Origin of the sequence: Rhodoferax sp. TS-BS-61-7 (assembly GCF_002943465.1) — a bacterium.
Taxonomy (GTDB): domain Bacteria; phylum Pseudomonadota; class Gammaproteobacteria; order Burkholderiales; family Burkholderiaceae_C; genus Allorhodoferax.
Map to the genome: position 1 here is coordinate 252,993 of NZ_PTQY01000002.1, position 18,018 is coordinate 271,010.

Annotated in this window: 17 protein-coding genes and 2 tRNA genes; 14 read left to right on the forward strand and 5 right to left on the reverse strand. The window is 62.4% G+C overall.

The genetic code is table 11. From position 1 onward, the window contains the following. Positions 1-21 precede the first annotated feature (21 nt). Complete coding sequence (locus tag C5F53_RS07055; RefSeq protein ID WP_105260656.1) at positions 22-1,407, forward strand: DNA recombination protein RmuC; 1,386 nt, start codon at positions 22-24, stop codon at positions 1,405-1,407. After that, complete coding sequence (locus C5F53_RS07060) at positions 1,404-2,612, forward strand: MFS transporter (RefSeq protein ID WP_105260657.1); 1,209 nt, start codon at positions 1,404-1,406, stop codon at positions 2,610-2,612. The genes C5F53_RS07055 and C5F53_RS07060 overlap by 4 nt, the downstream gene beginning before the upstream one ends. A 27-nt stretch (positions 2,613-2,639) precedes the next feature. Here C5F53_RS07060 and C5F53_RS07065 read toward each other — a convergent pair whose 3' ends face one another. From C5F53_RS07065 to earP, 3 genes are all read right to left on the reverse strand, one after another. Continuing rightward, positions 2,640-3,509 (reverse strand): TIGR00730 family Rossman fold protein, encoded by an 870-nt coding sequence (locus tag C5F53_RS07065; protein ID WP_105260658.1) that lies wholly within the window; start codon positions 3,507-3,509, stop codon positions 2,640-2,642. 105 nt (positions 3,510-3,614) lie between these two features. Further along, a complete protein-coding gene (efp, locus tag C5F53_RS07070; RefSeq protein ID WP_105260659.1) occupies positions 3,615-4,169 on the reverse strand; it encodes an elongation factor P in 555 nt (184 codons plus the stop codon). Positions 4,170-4,275: 106 nt separating this feature from the next. Then, positions 4,276-5,415, reverse strand: a complete 1,140-nt coding sequence (gene earP, locus C5F53_RS07075) for an elongation factor P maturation arginine rhamnosyltransferase EarP (RefSeq protein WP_105260660.1) — start codon at positions 5,413-5,415, stop codon at positions 4,276-4,278. 56 nt (positions 5,416-5,471) lie between these two features. On the opposite strand from earP, the gene uvrC reads away from it, so the two are divergent. From uvrC to C5F53_RS07110, 7 genes are all read left to right on the forward strand, one after another. Then, positions 5,472-7,457, forward strand: coding sequence for an excinuclease ABC subunit UvrC (uvrC, locus tag C5F53_RS07080; protein WP_105260661.1), 1,986 nt, complete (start codon positions 5,472-5,474; stop codon positions 7,455-7,457). An 18-nt stretch (positions 7,458-7,475) separates the two neighbouring features. Next, positions 7,476-8,051, forward strand: coding sequence for a CDP-diacylglycerol--glycerol-3-phosphate 3-phosphatidyltransferase (pgsA, locus tag C5F53_RS07085; protein ID WP_105260662.1), 576 nt, complete (start codon positions 7,476-7,478; stop codon positions 8,049-8,051). A gap of 337 nt (positions 8,052-8,388) precedes the next feature. Continuing rightward, entirely contained in the window at positions 8,389-8,661 is a 273-nt protein-coding gene (locus C5F53_RS07090) for an HU family DNA-binding protein (protein ID WP_066709320.1), read from the forward strand. Positions 8,662-8,677: 16 nt separating this feature from the next. After that, positions 8,678-8,753 (forward strand) — tRNA-Val (locus C5F53_RS07095). Between the two features lie 62 nt (positions 8,754-8,815). Then, the gene (locus C5F53_RS07100; RefSeq protein ID WP_105260663.1) at positions 8,816-10,741 is read left to right on the forward strand and encodes a SurA N-terminal domain-containing protein; all 1,926 of its coding nucleotides are present in this window, start codon (positions 8,816-8,818) and stop codon (positions 10,739-10,741) included. Positions 10,742-10,773: 32 nt separating this feature from the next. Beyond that, positions 10,774-10,849: transfer RNA gene (locus C5F53_RS07105), tRNA-His, on the forward strand. Between the two features lie 183 nt (positions 10,850-11,032). Further along, complete coding sequence (locus C5F53_RS07110; protein ID WP_105260664.1) at positions 11,033-11,281, forward strand: hypothetical protein; 249 nt, start codon at positions 11,033-11,035, stop codon at positions 11,279-11,281. An 11-nt stretch (positions 11,282-11,292) separates the two neighbouring features. On the opposite strand, the gene C5F53_RS07115 is transcribed toward C5F53_RS07110, so the two are convergent. After that, entirely contained in the window at positions 11,293-12,267 is a 975-nt protein-coding gene (locus C5F53_RS07115) for an NADPH:quinone oxidoreductase family protein (RefSeq protein WP_105260665.1), read from the reverse strand. Between the two features lie 113 nt (positions 12,268-12,380). Between C5F53_RS07115 and surE the strand changes: the two genes are divergently transcribed. The 5 genes from surE to rlmD are packed head-to-tail and all read left to right on the forward strand — an operon-like array spanning position 12,381 to position 17,509. Further along, positions 12,381-13,157, forward strand: coding sequence for a 5'/3'-nucleotidase SurE (gene surE / locus C5F53_RS07120; RefSeq protein ID WP_105260666.1), 777 nt, complete (start codon positions 12,381-12,383; stop codon positions 13,155-13,157). Beyond that, entirely contained in the window at positions 13,154-14,011 is an 858-nt protein-coding gene (locus C5F53_RS07125) for a protein-L-isoaspartate(D-aspartate) O-methyltransferase (protein WP_370446711.1), read from the forward strand. Before surE ends, C5F53_RS07125 begins: the two co-directional genes overlap by 4 nt. 14 nt (positions 14,012-14,025) lie before the next feature. Continuing rightward, the gene (locus C5F53_RS07130) at positions 14,026-14,901 is read left to right on the forward strand and encodes a peptidoglycan DD-metalloendopeptidase family protein (RefSeq protein ID WP_105260667.1); all 876 of its coding nucleotides are present in this window, start codon (positions 14,026-14,028) and stop codon (positions 14,899-14,901) included. Positions 14,902-14,910: 9 nt separating this feature from the next. Beyond that, positions 14,911-15,945 carry a sigma-70 family RNA polymerase sigma factor gene (locus tag C5F53_RS07135; RefSeq protein WP_105260668.1) on the forward strand — a complete coding sequence of 345 codons (1,035 nt, stop codon included), beginning with the start codon at positions 14,911-14,913 and terminating at the stop codon, positions 15,943-15,945. Positions 15,946-15,994: 49 nt separating this feature from the next. Continuing rightward, positions 15,995-17,509 carry a 23S rRNA (uracil(1939)-C(5))-methyltransferase RlmD gene (gene rlmD, locus C5F53_RS07140; RefSeq protein ID WP_105260669.1) on the forward strand — a complete coding sequence of 505 codons (1,515 nt, stop codon included), beginning with the start codon at positions 15,995-15,997 and terminating at the stop codon, positions 17,507-17,509. Positions 17,510-17,542: 33 nt separating this feature from the next. On the opposite strand, the gene C5F53_RS07145 is transcribed toward rlmD, so the two are convergent. Further along, a complete protein-coding gene (locus C5F53_RS07145; protein WP_105260670.1) occupies positions 17,543-17,929 on the reverse strand; it encodes a hypothetical protein in 387 nt (128 codons plus the stop codon). Between the last annotated feature and the right edge of the window lie 89 nt (positions 17,930-18,018).

Here is an 18,018-nt window from a genome sequence, read left to right on the forward strand (position 1 = left end):
CATATTTTGGTGGGTGTGGCAATGCAATGGTTTGAATGGCTGCTGGTCGGGTTGGCGGTGGTGCAGCTGGTGGTGTTGGTGCTACTGCTGGTGCGGCGTCCAGTGCCAACGCTCCCTAGCCCCTTGCAAGAGGCGCAGCGCCAGGAGCTGCTGGCGCTGGTCAAAACCAGCAGCGAGCGGTTGGAGCGCGAGCTGCGCCGCGAAGTGACCGAGTCCGCCCGCGGCGGTCGCCAAGAGCTGGCGCAGAGCCTGGCCACCTTCCAGCAAAGCCTGGTGCAGCAGGGGGCTGAGGCTACCCGCACGCAGAACACCCAGATCGACGCGTTTGGCCAGCAGCTCGCCTTGTTGCAGAAAACGCTGTCCGACACGCTGACCAACCAGCTCTCCAGCTTGAGCGAATCCAATGCGCGGCGCATGAACGAAGTGCGCGAGACGCTGGAGAAGCAGCTCGCGCAGCTGCAAACCACCAACGCTGCCAAGCTGGACGAGATGCGCGCCACGGTGGATGAGAAACTGCAGACCACGCTGCAGGCCCGCCTGGGTGAGAGTTTTAAACAGGTGGCCGAGCGGCTGGAGCAGGTGCACAAAGGCCTGGGTGAAATGCAGACGCTGGCGCAGGGCGTGGGTGACCTCAAGCATTTGCTGACCAATGTGAAAACCCGCGGCATGTTTGGCGAGGCGCAGCTGGCCGGCCTGCTGGAGCAGGTGTTTGTGCCCGACCAGTACGCCACCCAGGTGGCTACGCGCCCTGGCAGCAAAAACGTGGTGGACTTTGCCATCAAGCTGCCCGGCAAGTCGGACGACGGCACGCCACTGTGGCTGCCCATCGACGCGAAGTTTCCCAACGAAGACTACGAGCGCCTGCTCGACGCCCAGGGCCGCGCCGATGTGCTGGCCGCCGAGGTGGCCGGCAAGGCGCTGGAGATGCGCATCCGGCTGGAGGCCAAATCGATCTCCGAGAAATACGTGGAGCCGCCGTACACCACCGACTTCGCCATTTTGTTTTTACCTACTGAGGGCCTGTACGCCGAGGTGCTGCGCCGCCCCGGCCTGATGGAAAGTCTGCAGCGTGACCACCGCATCACGCTGGCCGGCCCCACCACGCTGTTGGCCATGCTGAGCTCGCTGCAAATGGGCTTTCGCACGCTGGCGCTGGAGAAACGCTCCAGCGAGGTGTGGCAGGTGCTGGGCGCCGTCAAAACCGAGTTCGGCAAGTTTGGCGATGTGTTGGCCAAGGTCAAGGCGCAGACCGAAACCGTGCTCAAAACGCTGGACAGTGCCGAGGTGCGCAGCCGCGCCATGGGCCGTGCGCTCAAAAAAGTGGACGCGCTGCCGGACACGCAAGCCCAGGCTTTGCTGCCCACCGACCGCGACTTTGACCGGGATGCTGACACGGGCACGGTATGAGTGCTTCCGGCTCTGAGGCCCACACCAACAGCAGTGTTTGGGGGCTGCTACGGCTGATTGCCGGGCAGGTGTGCCTGCACGCCAGCATGGCGGGTATGCGTATGGCGGCACCGCTGTGGGCTTTGCAGCAGGGGTATGGTCCGCTCGCCGTCGGGTTTTTGCTGGCCCTGTTTTCACTGAGCCAGGTGTTTCTGGCGCTGCCTGCGGGACGTTATGCAGACCGCCACGGCCTGCGTCGCCCGGTGGCGTTGGGCATTGGGGCTTCCATGCTGGGTGGTGGTGTGGCGGCATTGTTTCCCCACTTCGCGATTTTGTGTTTCAGTGCCTTGTTGACGGGCGCCGCCACCGGGGCAGCTTCCATTGCGCTGCAGCGGCATGTGGGCCGCGCTGCGCATGGCGCGCAGGAGCTGCGGCGTGTTTTCAGCTGGTTGTCCATTGGGCCGGCGGTGTCCAACTTTTTGGGCCCGGTGTGTGTGGGCTTGCTGATTGACCACGCCGGGGTATGGCTGGGTGGGCGTGCGGCCGATCACAACGGCTTTGTCGCCGCCTTTGCCCTGACGGCATTGGTGCCCGCCTTGTGCTGGTTGTGTGTGCGCCATACGGTGGAGTTGCCCAGCTTGCATTCCGAGCCGGGCAGTGCCGCGCCGAGCGTGTGGCCGCTGTTGTGCGAGCCTTTGATGCGTCGTCTGTTGCTGGTGAACTGGCTGCTGTCGAGCTGCTGGGATGTGCACACCTTTGTGGTGCCGGTGATCGGCCATGAGCGCGGTTTTAGCGCCTCGGTCATTGGTGCCATTCTGGGCGGTTTTGCCGTGGCGGCCGCTTCGGTGCGGGTGCTGATGCCGCTGCTGGCTGCACACCTGCGTGAATGGGCGGTGGTAACCGGTGCCATGGTGGCCACTGCCGTGTTGTTTGCGGCCTACCCCTTCATGCCCGGTGCCTGGTCCATGGGGCTGTGTTCGGTGTTGCTGGGGCTGGCCCTGGGCACGGTGCAACCCATGCTTATGAGCACGCTGCACCAGATCACACCGCACGCTCTGCATGGCCAGGCCATCGCGCTGCGGCTCATGAGCATCAACCTCTCCAGCGTGCTCATGCCCATGCTGTTTGGCACGGCGGGTGTGGTGGTGGGGGTGTCTGTGGTGTTCTGGACCGTGGGGACGCTGGTGGGGCTGGGGGCCCCGGCGGCCTGGAAGCTGCGGCCCTAAGCGCACCAACCTTCAGGCAGCAGTGCCTTATAGGGGCAGGTTGTAGAAGGTGCGGATGGTGTCCCAGGCCTCTTGCGGGTCGTCGGTGTAGTGCAGCAGGTTCAGGTCTTCGGGCGAGATGGCGCCTTCTTCCACCAGCACGTCCATATTGATCAGCCGTTTCCAATAATCGGTGCCAAACAGCACGATGGGCACGGGTTTGGCCTTTTTGGTTTGCACCAGTGTGATGACTTCGAACAGCTCGTCCAGCGTGCCAAAACCGCCGGGGAAGGCCACCAACGCCTTGGCACGCATCATGAAATGCATCTTGCGTGTGGCGAAGTAGTGGAACTTGAAGCTCAGCGACGGCGTGACATAGGGGTTGGCCCGCTGCTCGTGGGGCAAGGCGATGTTCAGGCCCGGCGTGGGCGCGCCCATTTCAAACGCGCCGCGGTTGGCGGCTTCCATGATGCCGGGGCCGCCACCGGTGCAGATGAACAGGCGGTCCTTCAGCGGCTTGCGCGCGCTGTAGCCAGCCACCAGGCGGGCAAACAGGCGGGCGTTGTCGTAGTGTTTGGCGTTGCGCACATGGCGCTCGGCCAGGGCCAGTTGTTGGGCGTCACCACTGGCCTTGGCGGCTTCCAAGGCGGTGTTGGCGTCTTCGGGGGACGGAAAACGGGCGCTGCCAAACACCACCACGGTGTTCTCCACGCCCTGGGCCGCCTGGTCCAGATCGGGCTTGAGCATCTCCAGCTGGATGCGCAGGCCACGGGTCTCGCGGCGCAGCAGAAATTCGGGGTCGGCAAACGCCAGGCGGTAGGCGTCAGTCTCCAGCATATTGCCGAGGTCGGCGTGGGCTTGCAGGTCGGCCCAGGCATTGGCCAGGCGGGCTTCGTTGAGGTTTTGCGTGTTTTCCATGCGTGCATTGTGCGGCAAATGCAAGACAGCAAAAAGGCTCCCGAAGGAGCCTTTTTGAACTGGGCACGAAGCGCAGTTTCGATGCGCTTGAGGCAACGCGGCTGGTCAGACGCGTTTACGGTATTCGCCGGTACGGGTGTCGATTTCGACCTTGTCGCCTTGGGCCACGAAGATTGGCACGCCGATTTCGAAACCGGTGGCGATCTTGGCGGGCTTGAGCACCTTGCCCGATGTGTCGCCCTTGACGGCGGGTTCGGTCCAGGTGATTTCGCGTTCCACGCTGGTGGGCAGTTCCACCGAGATGGCCTTGCCTTCGTAGAACACCACTTCGGCGGTCATGCCGTCTTCCAGGTAGTTCAGCGAGTCACCCATGTTTTCGGATTCGACTTCGTACTGGTTGTAGTCGGCGTCCATCCAGACGTACAGGGGATCAGCGAAGTAGGAGTAGGTGCAATCCTTCTTGTCCAGAATGATCTGGTCAATCTTGTCGTCGGCCTTGAACACGACTTCGGTGCCGAAGTTGGCGATCAGGCTCTTGAGCTTCATGCGCACGGTGGCAGAGTTGCGGCCGCCGCGGCTGTATTCGGTTTTCAGGACGACCATGGGGTCTTTGCCGTGCATGATCACATTGCCGGCGCGGATTTCTTGAGCGATTTTCATAGGGTTGCAGGAACGAATGTCGCGTGGTGCGACTGTAGGCCGCAGTCTGCGGCGGGGCATGACTTGCCCCAAAACTCAGGCGGCAAATTCAGCAAAGCCTAGCATTTTATCTTTTTTTCAGCACGAAATTGGTGAGCTGGCTGCTCAGGTCGTCCGCTTGCAGCAGGGTGCGGCGCCAATCGTGTGCGGCAGCCGACCATTCGGCCAGGGGCAGACTGCTCCAGTCCGGCTTGGCTTGGCCCGGCCCAGCCACGTCAGAGAGGTTGTTCCAAGCCAGCTGTGCCGCGCGCAGCGAGTCCGGTGCCTGCATCTGGTCCAGCAGGGCGTTCAGCTTGTCAGCGTGCGCCCCATCGTCCTGCGGGTAGATGTGCCACAGCCAGGGTTTGCCCGCCCAGATGGCGCGCACCAGCGAGTCTTCGCCGCGCACCAGATTCAGGTCACACGCCCACAGCAGCGCGTCAAATTCGGTCTGGGTTAGCGGCTCCAGCCAGTGCAGCGCCAGCGCGCCAGCGCCGGTAGGGGCGATGTCCATCTGCGCAAGCGCGGTTTGCACCGCGCGCTGGGCGCGGCCCGGTGTGACCAGCAGCAGGGTGGGGGCCGCACCGTCCATCAAACCTTGCAGCAGGGCTGCCAGCGCGGGCGGCTCATAACAAAAGAGCGATACCAAGCGCTGGCCGTGCCAAGGAATTCGTTGTTGGGCCAGCCAGGTGCTGCGTGCCGTTGCGTCAAAGGCGGTTTGTCGTGCCAGGTAGTCCGGCTCGCGCAGCAGCCCGCCCGTGTGTGCTGTGAAACCGGGGTAGTAAAAATGTTTGGTCCAGCCTTGGGCGGGGCCCTGCATCACGGGCGAAGGCAGGGCGTGGCAACGTTCCACATAGGCCTCGGCCGACAGGTACTCCAGGTTGATCCACACCGGAGGTTTATGCCCATTTTGGCCTCTAGGACCCGTACTTATTGCGCAAGCAGCTATGAATTCAGGAGCAATTTCGCAACCAAAACCTTCCACCCAGACATCGGCGGGGGGCAGGTCCGTCAGTGCCGAGGGCTTGTGCGCATCCGCCCAGTTGCGCACCTGCACGCCAGGCCAGCGGCCCTCCAGCGCGCCGGGCGCCATCCACGCGAGGGCGCTGGCGTCGTCCACCCACAGGCGCACCGTGTGGCCGCGGCGGGCCAAGTCGGCACACAGGCGCCAACACACACCGATGTCGCCAAAGTTGTCGATGACCTTGCAGAAAATATCCCATTGCATGGCGGCTATTGTCCATGCGCGGTCCACCCTCCAAGTAGCAAGCACAATAGCGTCCCATGTCTGAAGCCCCCTCCGCAGAAACCCATTCCGACGCGCTGCTGCGCGAGGTGGCGGCCTTGCCGTCGCTGCCCGGGGTCTACCGCTACTTTGATGCGGACAACCAGCTGCTGTACGTGGGCAAGGCCATTAGCCTGAAGAAGCGGGTCAGCAGTTATTTCCAGAAGGACCACGGTGGCACACGCATCGGCCACATGGTCAGCAAGATTGTGCGCATGGAGACCACGGTGGTGCGCTCCGAGGCCGAGGCCCTGCTGCTGGAAAACAACCTCATCAAGACGCTGAACCCGAAATACAACATCCTGTTTCGGGACGACAAGAGCTACCCCTATTTGAAGATGACCGGCACGCCGCCCGTGCCGAAAAATCTGGCGCCTGCTGAACCGAGCGCCAAGCCCCGGCCCCCGCAGCCGGTGGAGTTTGCCCGCGTGTCTTACTACCGCGGCGGGGTGGAAAAGAAGCACCGCTACTTTGGACCCTACCCCAGCGCCTGGGCGGTGAAGGAGGCCATCCTGCTGATGCAAAAGGTGTTTCGCCTGCGTACCTGCGAAGACCCGGTGTTCAGCAACCGCACGCGGCCCTGCCTGCTGTACCAGATCAAGCGCTGCTCCGCGCCCTGCGTCGGCCACATCAGCCCGCTGGACTACGCGCAGGACGTGGCCAACGCCGAACGCTTTTTGCGCGGCGAGGCGCAGGACGTGATGCGTGGCCTGGAGGCCCGCATGATGGCGCATTCCGACAAGCTGGAGTTTGAGCAGGCGGCTGAACTGCGCAACCAGGTGGCGGCGCTCTCCAATGTGCTGCACCAGCAGTCGGTGGACAACGTGTCGGACCGCGATGTGGACATCCTGGCCGTCAAGGTGCAGGGCGGCAAGGCCTGTGTGAACCTGGCCATGGTGCGCGGCGGTCGCCACTTGGGCGACCGGCCTTACTTCCCCGTGCATGTGGAAGACGCCACTGCCATGGTCGAGGCGGATGACACCGAGGTAAAGAAGTCGGTAGAGGCCCAGGTGCTGGAGGCCTTCCTGGCGCAGCACTATATCGACGTGCCCATGCCCGGCGCGCTGGTGGTCAGCGAGCCCGTGAGCAAAGTGCTGTTGCAGGCGCTGACCGAGCAAACCGGCATCAAGGTCACCGCAGTGCACCAGCCGCGCGAACAGCGCCGCGCCTGGCTGGACATGGCGCAGACCAATGCCGCGCTGCAGCTTGCGCGTCTGTTGGCCGAAGAAGGTTCGCAGCAGGCGCGCACACGTGCGCTGGCCGACGCGCTGGACCTGGCGCTGGACGATTTGGACGCGCTGCGCATTGAATGCTTCGACATCTCGCACACCGCGGGCGAGGCTACCCAGGCATCGTGCGTGGTGTTCCAGCACCACAAGATGCAGAACAGTGAATACCGCCGCTTCAATATAGAAGGCATCACCGGGGGCGACGATTACGCCGCCATGCGCCAGGTGCTGACGCGCCGCTACAGCAAGCTGGCCGAAGCCCTGCGCGAAGCCAAACACCAGGGCACCACGCCTAGCGGCACCGCACGCCTGCCCGACCTGGTGCTAGTGGACGGTGGCAAGGGCCAGGTGGCCATGGCGCGTGAGGTGTTTGAGAGCCTGGGGCTGGACCTGTCGCTCATCGTGGGCGTGGAGAAGGGCGAGGGTCGCAAGGTGGGGCTGGAGGAGTTGGTGTTTGCCGATGGCCGCGAGAAGGTGTATCTGGGCGCGGATTCGGCCGCCCTCATGCTGGTGGCGCTGATCCGCGATGAGGCGCACCGTTTTGCCATCACCGGCATGCGCGCCGCACGTGCCAAGGTGCGCACCGGTGGCGGCAAGCTCGAAGAAATTCCGGGCATAGGCCCCAAGCGCCGTGCCAAACTGCTGCAGCGTTTTGGTGGTGTGCGCGGTGTGGCACTGGCCAGCGCACAGGACATTGCCACGGTGGACGGCATCTCGCGCGAACTGGCTGATGAAATCTACCGGGCGCTGCATTAGCCGTGCCACAATCCCGCCATGTTTATGACCATCCCCACCCTCATGACCTGGACGCGAATCTTCGCGATTCCCCTCATCCTGGGTGTCTTCTATTTGCCCGATTCCATGGCGTCTGCCTATGAGCGCAACCTGGTGGCCACGATCATGTTCGTGGTCTTCGCGGCGACGGACTGGCTGGATGGTTACCTGGCGCGCAAGCTCAACCAGACCTCGTCATTCGGCGCCTTTCTGGACCCGGTGGCCGATAAATTTTTGGTGTGTGCCTGTGTCCTGGTCTTGGTGCACCTGCAACGCGCCGATGTGTTTGTGGCCCTCATCATCATCGGCCGCGAGATTGCTATCTCGGCTCTGCGCGAGTGGATGGCGCAGATTGGTGCATCGCGCAGTGTGGCCGTGCACATGATTGGCAAAGTCAAGACCGTGGTGCAGATGGTGGCCATTCCCTTTCTGCTGTTTGATGGTGTGCTGTTTGGTGTGATTGACACCCATCTGTGGGGTGTGTGGCTCATTTGGGCCGCCGCCGTTCTCACCGTCTGGTCCATGGTGTATTACCTGCAAAAAGCCTTGCCCGAAATCCGCGCACGCACCAAATAACCTGCCCTCGGGCTAAGTGCCCCGAAGCGGTGCACCCCGCATGGCGCCTACACTTTGTTGCATTTGCGACAGTGCCAAGCGCCATAAAAAACTTCCACCCTTGCTCCAGTTTTGGAAAGAATTGCGTCTAGAATTCGCCTCCGCGCTGTCGCAATGTTGCAGGGCATATTGACACGGAATTCGGCCGTGGCTTTAATGCAATGCAGCAGCTTTGACTGCTACCGCCGAATCGTTTTGTGTCTGCGTTGTGTGCCATTGCACCGCATCTCAGGTCCAAGGCGGTACAACCAAATTTGAAGAGACAATCCATTAATTCGCTTCCGTACAAGGGGTCTTTGTGAATAAAACAGAACTGATTGAGCACATTGCAAAACACGCCGACATTTCCAAGGCCGCTGCAACGCGCGCTCTGGAATCCACCATTGGCGCAGTGAAGACCACCCTCAAAAAAGGTGGCACTGTTTCCCTGGTCGGTTTTGGTACTTTTGCAGTGGGCAAACGTGCTGCTCGCACGGGTCGCAATCCACGTACCGGCGCTGCGATTAAAATCAAGGCTGCCAAAGTGCCAAAGTTCCGTCCAGGCAAAGCATTGAAAGATGCCCTGAACTAAAATTCGGTTTCGGTTTGGGTGATTAGCTCAGTTGGTAGAGCGTCTGCCTTACACGCAGAATGTCGGCGGTTCGAGCCCGTCATCACCCACCACCCACCCAGCAAAGGCGAACAGTGTGTTCGCCTTTTTTGTTGTTTACATGGAGAGTTAGTGCATGTTTGAATTTGTCCGCCGGAACACCAAGTTCATCGCGGCGCCATTGTTCTTGCTGATCATTGCCGCTTTTGTGTTGGTGGGGATTGATGGGTACAAAGGTGTCGTCTCCAGTGGTGCGACCGTGGCCCAAGTGGGCAATGCCAGCATCACCCAGGAAGAGTGGGACTTTGCCCATAAGAATGAGGTGGACCGTTTGCGTGCGTCTGTGCCCAACTTGGACGCCAAACTGCTGGACTCCCCTGAAGCCCGTTACGCGACGCTGGAACGCCTGGTGCGTGAGCGCGTGATGGCTGCTGCGGTAAGTGACGCTCACTTCACCACCTCCGATGCACGCCTGGCCCGTGAATTGCAGCAGAACCCCACGATTGCGGGCCTGCGCAAGCCCGATGGTTCGCTCGACATGGAACGGTACCGCCAGCTCGCCGCCAGCCAGGGCCTGACGCCTGAAGGTTTTGAAGCACGCGTGCGCAGTGATTTGTCGCTGATGCAAGTGGAGTCTGGCATGACATCCACGGCGTTCGCTCCCAATGCCTTGGCTGACATCGCCCTGAACGCATTTTTTGAGCGCCGCGAAGTGCAAATTACGCGCTTTAGCCCTGCCGACTTTGCCAGCAAGGTGAATCTGTCGGACGCCGATATCGAAGCCTTCTACCAAGCCAACTTGTCGCAGTTCCAGTCACCCGAGTCGGCTACGGTGGAGTACGTGGTGCTGGACCTGGACGCTGTCAAAAAGACCGTCGTGGTGAATGACGCCGACCTCAAGTCGTACTTTGAACAAAATGCGGACCGTTTGAGCGCCAAGGAAGAGCGCCGTGCGAGCCACATCCTGATCAACGCGCCCAAAGACATGCCCGCCGCTGATCGCCAGAAGGCCAAAGAAAAAGCGCAAGCCCTGTTGGAACAGGCCCGCAAGGCGCCGGCCACCTTTGCAGATCTGGCCAAGAAAAACTCGCAAGACACGGGCTCGGCTCCCAACGGCGGCGACCTCGATTTCTTTGCCCGTGGCGCCATGGTCAAGCCCTTTGAGGATGCTGCCTTTGCGATGAAGAAGGGCGACATCAGCGATGTGGTGGAGTCCGACTTTGGCTTTCACATCATCAAACTCACCGACGTGAAAGCCCCCAAGCAACCCGTGTTTGAAGAAGCACGTGCGGGGCTCGAAGCCGAGCTGCGCGTGCAACAGGCACAGCGCAAGTTTGCCGAAGTGGCGGAGACCTTTACCAATGGGGTGTACGAGCAGTCAGACAGCCTGAAGCCCGTGGCCGAACGCCTCAAGCTGGAGGTCAAACAAGCCAGCAATCTGCAACGCCAACCCGCGGTGGATGCCAAAGGTGTGCTGGCCAACGCCAAGTTGCTCGCTGCTGTGTTCAGCGCCGATTCGCTGGAGAAGAAGCGCAACACCGAAGCCGTGGAAACCGGCCCCAGCCAACTGAGCGCGGCACGTGTGGTGTCTTACAGCCCTGCCGCGGCCTTGCCTTTGTCGGTGGTGCGTGCCCAAGTGCGTGAGCAACTGGTGGCCAGCCGGGCCCAGGAGTTGGCCAAGAAAGAGGGCGCTGCCAAGCTGGAAGCCTGGAAGGCTGCCCCCGCATCGGCCAGCTTCCCAGCGGCCGTGACGGTGTCACGCGAAGCCAACCAGCCTGTGCAAGGGCTGCTGTTGGACGCCGCCCTGCGCGCCGACCCAACCAAGCTGCCCGCCACTGTGGGTGTGGACTTGGGCCGCCAAGGTTATGCGATTGTGAAGGTCAACAAAGTGTTGCCGCGCGCGCCTGTGGCCGACGATGTGGCCAAGCAGGAGCGCAACCAGTATGCGCAATGGACCGCCAACGCCGAAAGCCAAGCCTATTACGCAGTGCTCAAAGAGCGTTTCAAGGTGCAAATCAAAGTGCCAGCGCCTACAAGTTCTGTGCCGCCCGAGGCTCCATAAGGGTTTTATCGGGTTATAATTTCGGCTCTGCGGTGGCTGTAGCTCAGTTGGTAGAGTCCAGGATTGTGATTCCTGTTGTCGTGGGTTCGAGCCCCATCAGCCACCCCAAGGTATGTAAAAACCCTGTTTTCGTAAGGAAACAGGGTTTTTTTACGTCTGGTGCTTGTGGTTGCCCGGCCTGGGTTTGAAGAAACTTTCCTTGCTATCCGATATCTCATCCATCTGACCTGGAGGCGCGCAGCGTGTGATCGCAGCAGCAGCAACCGGGCTGTCGTTGGATGGAGAAAACACATGGTTGAAGACAGCATCTTTTTCAAGACGATTGATGCGGCCTTTCCGAACATTGGAAAGAAGATCAAACTGTTCTGGGGACACCCGGAGTTTGTAGCGCTAATGCACGAGCTGCAGCACGATGTGGGTGATCGGCCACGGGCAGGCTTTCCCGCAGAGGTGTTGATGGCGATTCACGAGTTGTCGAATGACCACGATGCGATTTACCCGCATCTTGCCCGCAAAGATGCCAACCTTTGGCACCTTTGAGGCCCCGCGTTTCAGTTCACCATCACCAGCTTGCCCATTACTCCACGTGAGCCCATGTGGGCGTAGGCGGCTTTGAGTTCGGCCATGGGCATGGTGCGGTCGATCACGGGTTTGATCTTTCCCTGGCCGTACCACTGGGCCAGCTCGCCCATCATGGCGGCGTTGGCCTTGGGTTCCTTCTTGGCAAAGTCGCCCCAGAACACACCGACGATGGACGCGCCCTTGAGCAGCGCCAGGTTGAAAGGCAGGGCGGGGATGGGGCCGGACGCAAAGCCCACCACCAAGTAACGGCCGCGCCAGGCGATGGAGCGGAAGGCGGGCTCGGCAAAGTCACCGCCCACCGGGTCGTAAATCACGTCCGGTCCTTTGCCATCGGTCAAGGCCTTGAGGGCATCGCGCAAATTCTCGGTGCTGTAGTTGATGGTGGCGTCTGCGCCAATCGACTTGCAGAGCTCACACTTCTCTTGCGTGGAGGCTGCGGCAATGACGCGCGCACCCATGGCCTTGGCGATTTGGATGGCCGAGGTGCCCACACCACCGGCCGCGCCCAGCACCAGCACGGTTTCACCGGCCTTGAGTTGGGCCCGGTCCACCAGCGCGTGGTAGGACGTGGCGTAGATCATGATGAAGGCCGCGGCATCCACCATGGGGAAGCCGGGGGGCAGGGGCATGCACAGCGCGGCAGGGGCGATGGTGTGGGTGCCAAAGCCGCCGGTGCCGCTCAAGCAGGCGACGGGCTGGCCGACTTTCAGATGCGTCACGCCTTCACCCACGGCTTGCACAATGCCGGCGTACTCCGAGCCCGGTACAAAGGGCAGGGCGGGTTTCATCTGGTACTTGTTTTGCACGATCAGAATGTCGGGGAAGTTCAGGCTGGCGGCCTTGATCTCCAGCAGCACTTCACCAGCCTTGGGTTGCGGTGTGGGCAGCTCTTTCCAGGTCAGGGCGTCGATGCCGGTGGGGTTTTCGCATAACCAGGCGTGCATGGGGTGTCTCCAAAAAGTTGGCAAATCATAGGTGGGCGGGCGTTTTAAAAATGTCTCTCGTGCGACCAGGTTTCACACCCCCCACCTACAATGCCAGCACACTCTGCACTCCTATGAAAATCCTGATTTCCAACGACGACGGCTACCAAGCCCCCGGCATCGTGGCGCTGTATGAGGCGCTCAAAGACATTGCCGAGGTCGAGGTGATTGCGCCCGAGCAAAACAACAGCGCCAAATCGAATGCGCTGACCCTGCATTCGCCGCTGTATGTGCACCGCGCAGCCAACGGCTTTCGTTATGTGAATGGCACCCCGGCCGACTGTGTGCACATTGCGCTGACCGGCCTGCTGGACTACCGGCCTGACCTGGTGGTGTCCGGCATCAACAATGGCGCCAATATGGGCGACGACACGATTTACTCCGGCACCGTGGGGGCGGCCATGGAGGGCTTTTTGTTTGGCATTCCGGCCATCGCTTTCTCGCAGGTCGAAAAAGACTGGGTGCACCTGGCCTCGGCCGCTCAAAAGGCGCGCGAGCTGGTGCTCGCCATGCAACAGCAGCAGCTCATCACCCCCAAGCCTTGGCTGCTCAACGTCAACATTCCCAATCTGCCGTTTGACGAGATTGGCAGTGTGAAGTTGTGCCGCCTGGGCAAGCGCCATGCAGCCGAAAAAGTGATTCAACAGCAAAGCCCGCGCGGCGAGACCATGTACTGGATTGGCGCGGCTGGCCCGGTGAAAGACGATGCCGAGGGCACCGACTTCCACGCCACAGCGCAAGGCCATGTGGCCATCACACCGCTGAAAGTGGACCTGACCGACCACGACAACCTGGGCTACTGGGCGCAAACCGCGTCCCGGCTGGCGCAGCACCCTCCGGTTGTGGCATGAAGCCACGCCCGTCCTTCCCCGCCCGGCTGGACGCTACGCTGGCCAAAACACGGCCCAACCCCCACGGCGCCGTGGCCAGCAGTGGGGTGTCTGTGGCCAAGCCAATACCCAAGACTGCCGCGCAGGCAGCGCCAGCCAAGCCCGTGGTGTTGCCCACCGCGCGCGCCAAAGCCAGCAGTCACCCGTTGCACCACATGCCCCAGGGCCATGGCATGGACTCCGAAGCCGTGCGCCAGCGCATGGTGCAAAAGCTGGCCGGGCAGGGCGTGACTGACCCGCTGGTGCTGGGCGCCATGGGTGCGATTGAGCGCCACCGTTTTGTGGACAGCGCGCTGGTCAATCAAGCGTACGAAGACACCAGCCTGCCGATTGGCTTGGGACAAACGATTTCCAAACCCGGAGTGGTGTCGCGCATGATTGAGCTGCTGCGCAACGGCGCCACGGGCCGTGTGGGCCGCGTGTTGGAGATTGGCACGGGCTGCGGTTACCAGGCCGCCGTGTTGAGCCTGGTGGCCGACGAGGTGTACAGCATTGAGCGCCTGCGCGGCCTGCACGACAAGGCACGCGAAAACCTGCGCCACCTGCGGCTGCCCAATGTGCATTTGCTGTTTGGGGATGGCATGGCGGGTTATGCCAAGGGCGCGCCTTATGCCGGCATCATTGCGGCAGCCGGTGGCGAGGCGCTGCCCCAGGCCTGGGTGGACCAGTTGGCCGTGGGTGGGCGCCTGGTGGCACCCGTGGTTACGGGGGCGGGCACGCAGGCTTTGCTGGTGCTGGACAAGACGCCGCAGGGGGTGCGCCAGACCCTGTTGGAGGCGGTGCATTTTGTCCCTCTAAAATCGGGCATTGCCTAAAGGGAAAGAAACATATGTTTGGTGTGCGTCGTTTAGCGTTGGCCGGGGCTTGTGTGGCTGTGGTGGTGTTGTCTGCTTGTAGCTCTACGTCCGTGAACCGCGCGCCTGTCGAGGACCGTGGCAGCTCCGCCGGCAAGTCGGCCCCGGTGACGGACCCCCGCACCCAGCCTGTCAAGCAGCCATCGGGCTTTGAGAACGCGGGCAAGGCTGGCTACTACACCGTCAAACCCGGCGATACGCTGATGCGCATTGGCCTGGAAACCGGTCAGGGCCACAAAGACATCGCGCGCTGGAACGCGATGGACAACCCCGACAAGATTGAAGTGGGCCAGGTGCTGCGCGTGGTGCCGCCCGTTGCGGACACGGTGGCAGTGGCCAAGCCCGTGGCAAGTTCGTCGGCCACCACGACCACGCTGCCCGCAGCGGGTGCGGCATCGGCGCCTGCCAAGGCGGCATCCACACCGGTTGCCGCTGCTTCGGCACCCAGCACACCCGCGCCCGCAGCCGCAGCGTCTGGGGAAGATGATCTGGCCTGGATCTGGCCCGGCAATGGCCCGGTGGTCGCGGGTTTTGACGAAGTGAAGAACAAAGGCCTGGACATTGGTGGCGCCGCGGGCGACCCGGTGCTGGCTGCCGGCGAAGGCAAGGTGGTGTATGCCGGTGCCGGCCTGCGTGGTTATGGCAACCTGATCATTCTCAAACACAACAACACCTACCTTACGGCTTACGCCCACAACCAGACCCTGCTGGTCAAGGAAGACCAGACGGTGAAAAAGGGCCAAAAGATTGCCGAGATGGGCAGCAGCGATGCCGACCGCGTGAAACTGCACTTTGAGGTGCGCCGGCAAGGCAAGCCGGTGGACCCGGCCAAATACCTCCCCGCCAGATAGCAGGCCCCCATGAAAAAGCCCCGCCCCCCCGCACCGGATGACGCTCCCGCCCGTCCGAACCACGCGGGGAGCGATTGGGCATCAAATCGGCCTCCGGGGCGCATGGATTCTGCGCAAGCAGCTCCTGAAAGCATAGCAAGCCAAGCCCCCGAGGGCTGGACCGCTGAGGCTACCGCGCCCACCGCGGGCGAGGACGTAGCCGATGCGCTGGCCGTGTACCTGCGCGGCGTGCGGCGTACCACCTTGTTCACCCCCGAAGAAGAGTTCAGCATGGCGGTGCGCGCCCGTGCCGGCGACTTTGCGGCGCGCCAAAGCATGATCGAACACAACCTGCGCCTGGTGGTCAGCATTGCCAAGGGCTACAACGGGCGCGGCGTGCCCATGTCCGACCTGATCGAAGAGGGCAACCTGGGGCTGATGCACGCCATCGACAAGTTTGAGCCCGAGCGGGGCTTTCGTTTCTCCACCTACGCCACCTGGTGGATACGCCAGTCGGTGGACCGAGCGCTGATGTACCAGGGCCGTGCCGTGCGCCTGCCGGTGAATGTGGTGCGCGAGGTGCAGCAGGTGCTGCGCGCACGTCGGGCGCTGGAAAACGATGCCGCGTTGGTGGCGCAGCGCCCCGAAGGCATTCGTGTGGAGGACATTGCGGCACTGTTGGGGCGCGATGCGCCCGATGTGGCCGATCTGCTGGCCATGTCCGAGGCACCACGCTCGCTCGATGCCACGCTGGATCCGGGCGGCGAAGAACATTCGCTGGGCGACAGCCTGGTGGACGAGCTGGCGCTGGACCCCCAAGCGCAGGCCCATGCCCATGAGGTGGACGTGTTGCTGGAGGAGTGGATTGCCACCCTGTCGCCACGTGAGCGCGAGGTGCTGGAGGGCCGTTTCGGCTTGCATGACCGTGAACCCGAAACGCTGGACGTGATCAGCAGCCGGCTGGGGCTGACACGTGAGCGTGTGCGCCAGGTGCAAAACGAGGCTTTGTTCAAGCTCAAACGCCACCTGGCCCGCCGCGGTATCAAACGCGAATTTTTAATGTAGCCGGTGGCCTTACGCCGGGGCCGGTGTGCGTACCTGAGACAATTCAGGCATGAGCGACGTTATTTCCCCCGACACCCTTTCCCCTATCTCCCCTGAAGTTTTGACCGAAGCCGCATTGCCCGAGGGCTGGTTGCGCGTCAAATCCCTGGACCTGGAAGCCCAGGGTGTAGCCCACCGGCCCGATGGCAAGGTGGTGTTTATTGATGGTGCGCTGCCGTTTGAGGTGGTGAGCGCCCAGATCCATCGCAGCAAAAGCAGCTTCGAGAAGGGCACACTGACCGAGATCCACCAGGAATCGTCCCAGCGCGTGCGCCCGGCCTGCCCGCACTTCGGCCTGCACGAAGGCGCTTGTGGCGGCTGCAAGATGCAGCATTTGCACGTGAGCGCCCAGGTGGCGGTGAAGCAGCGCGTGCTGGAGGACAACCTTTGGCACATCGGCAAGGTCAAGCCCGACAACATCCTGCGCCCCATCGAAGGCCCGGCCTGGGGCTACCGCTACCGTGCACGCCTGTCGGTGCGCCATGTGCGCAAAAAAGGGCAGGTGCTGATTGGTTTTCATGAGCGCAAGAGCCGCTACGTGGCCGACATGAAGGAATGCCATGTGCTGGCGCCCCATGTGAGCGCCATGCTGGTACCTCTGCGCCGCCTGATTGAGTCTATGGACGCGATAGAGACGCTGGCGCAGATCGAGCTGGCCATGGGCGACATGGCCCCCACCGCCGGTGCCAATGGCGGTGCGGGCGAGGTGATTGCCATGGTGCTGCGCCACCTGGAGCCACTGTCCGATGGCGACCTGAATCGCCTGCGCCAGTTTGCCTCGCTCAACCCCGGCTTGCAATGGTGGTTGCAGCCCAAGGGGCTGGACACGGTGCATCGTCTTGACGAACTGCCAGGCCACACCACGGGCCAATTGGCTTATCAGCTGCCGGACTTCGGCATCACCATGCCGTTTCGCCCGACCGACTTCACCCAGGTGAACCCGCACATCAACCGCGTGTTGGTGTCGCGCGCGCTGGGCCTGCTGGCGGTGCAAAAGACCGAACGTGTGATCGACTGGTTCTGCGGCCTGGGCAACTTCACGCTGCCGCTGGCCACGCAGGCGCGCGAGGTGCTGGGTGTGGAGGGCGCCGAGGCGCTGGTGGCACGTTCGCGCGAAAATCTGGCGCTGAATATGGCCGCGACTTCTTCATCAAATAGCCCTCTAGCCCCGGTAAAACCTGCGCTGGCAGCTACTGAATTTGTAGCGCGCAACCTGTTCGAGATGACGCCCGAGTTGCTGATTGGTGATGGCGCCGCCGACAAATGGCTGGTGGACCCTCCGCGTGAAGGCGCGTTCTCCCTGGTGCAGGCTTTGGCTGCCTTGCACCAGCAGCCCGAGCTGCGCAAAGGTTGGACGCCACCCCAGCGCATCGTCTACGTGAGCTGCAACCCCGCCACGCTGGCGCGCGATGCGGGCGTGTTGGTGCAAGAGGCGGGTTACCGCTGTACCAAGGGGGGCGTGGTGAACATGTTCCCCCACACGGCGCACGTGGAGAGTATTGCGGTGTTTGAGCTGCAGGACTGAGTGTGAAGGCCCCACGTCCGTGGGGTGGCGCTCTCAGTGGGCGCTGGACTTCTCGCCACCGGCCTTGGCCGTTTTGGTCTTGGCCTTGGGGTCTTTGGCTTCGGCGTCCTTGGTTTCGGTGATCACGCCGTCTGCATCTGTGGCCGAAGCGGGTTTGATGCCGGTGGGCGCCACGCCCTCGATCTTGTTGTCGCGCATGTACTGGTCCATGTCTTTCCAGCCCGTGAAAACGGCCGCCTTGGAGGCCTTCTCGTTCATGGCATAACAGTCTTCAATGCTGCGCAGCCCGTGGCGGCAGGCGCTGCCGATGGCCTTGGCGTCGGCCTCACGCTGGGCCACACGCGGGTCTGCCAGCAGGGCTTGCAGGTCGCAGCCAGCGAGCAGAAGGGTGAGGGCGAGGGGGAGTAGGCGCAGGGACATGGATGCAGAGAGTGGTCTAGGTCTTTTATCGGCTGATTTTGCGCGCAATTGAGCGCGCCATGCAAAAAGGCCCCGAAGGGCCTTGATGT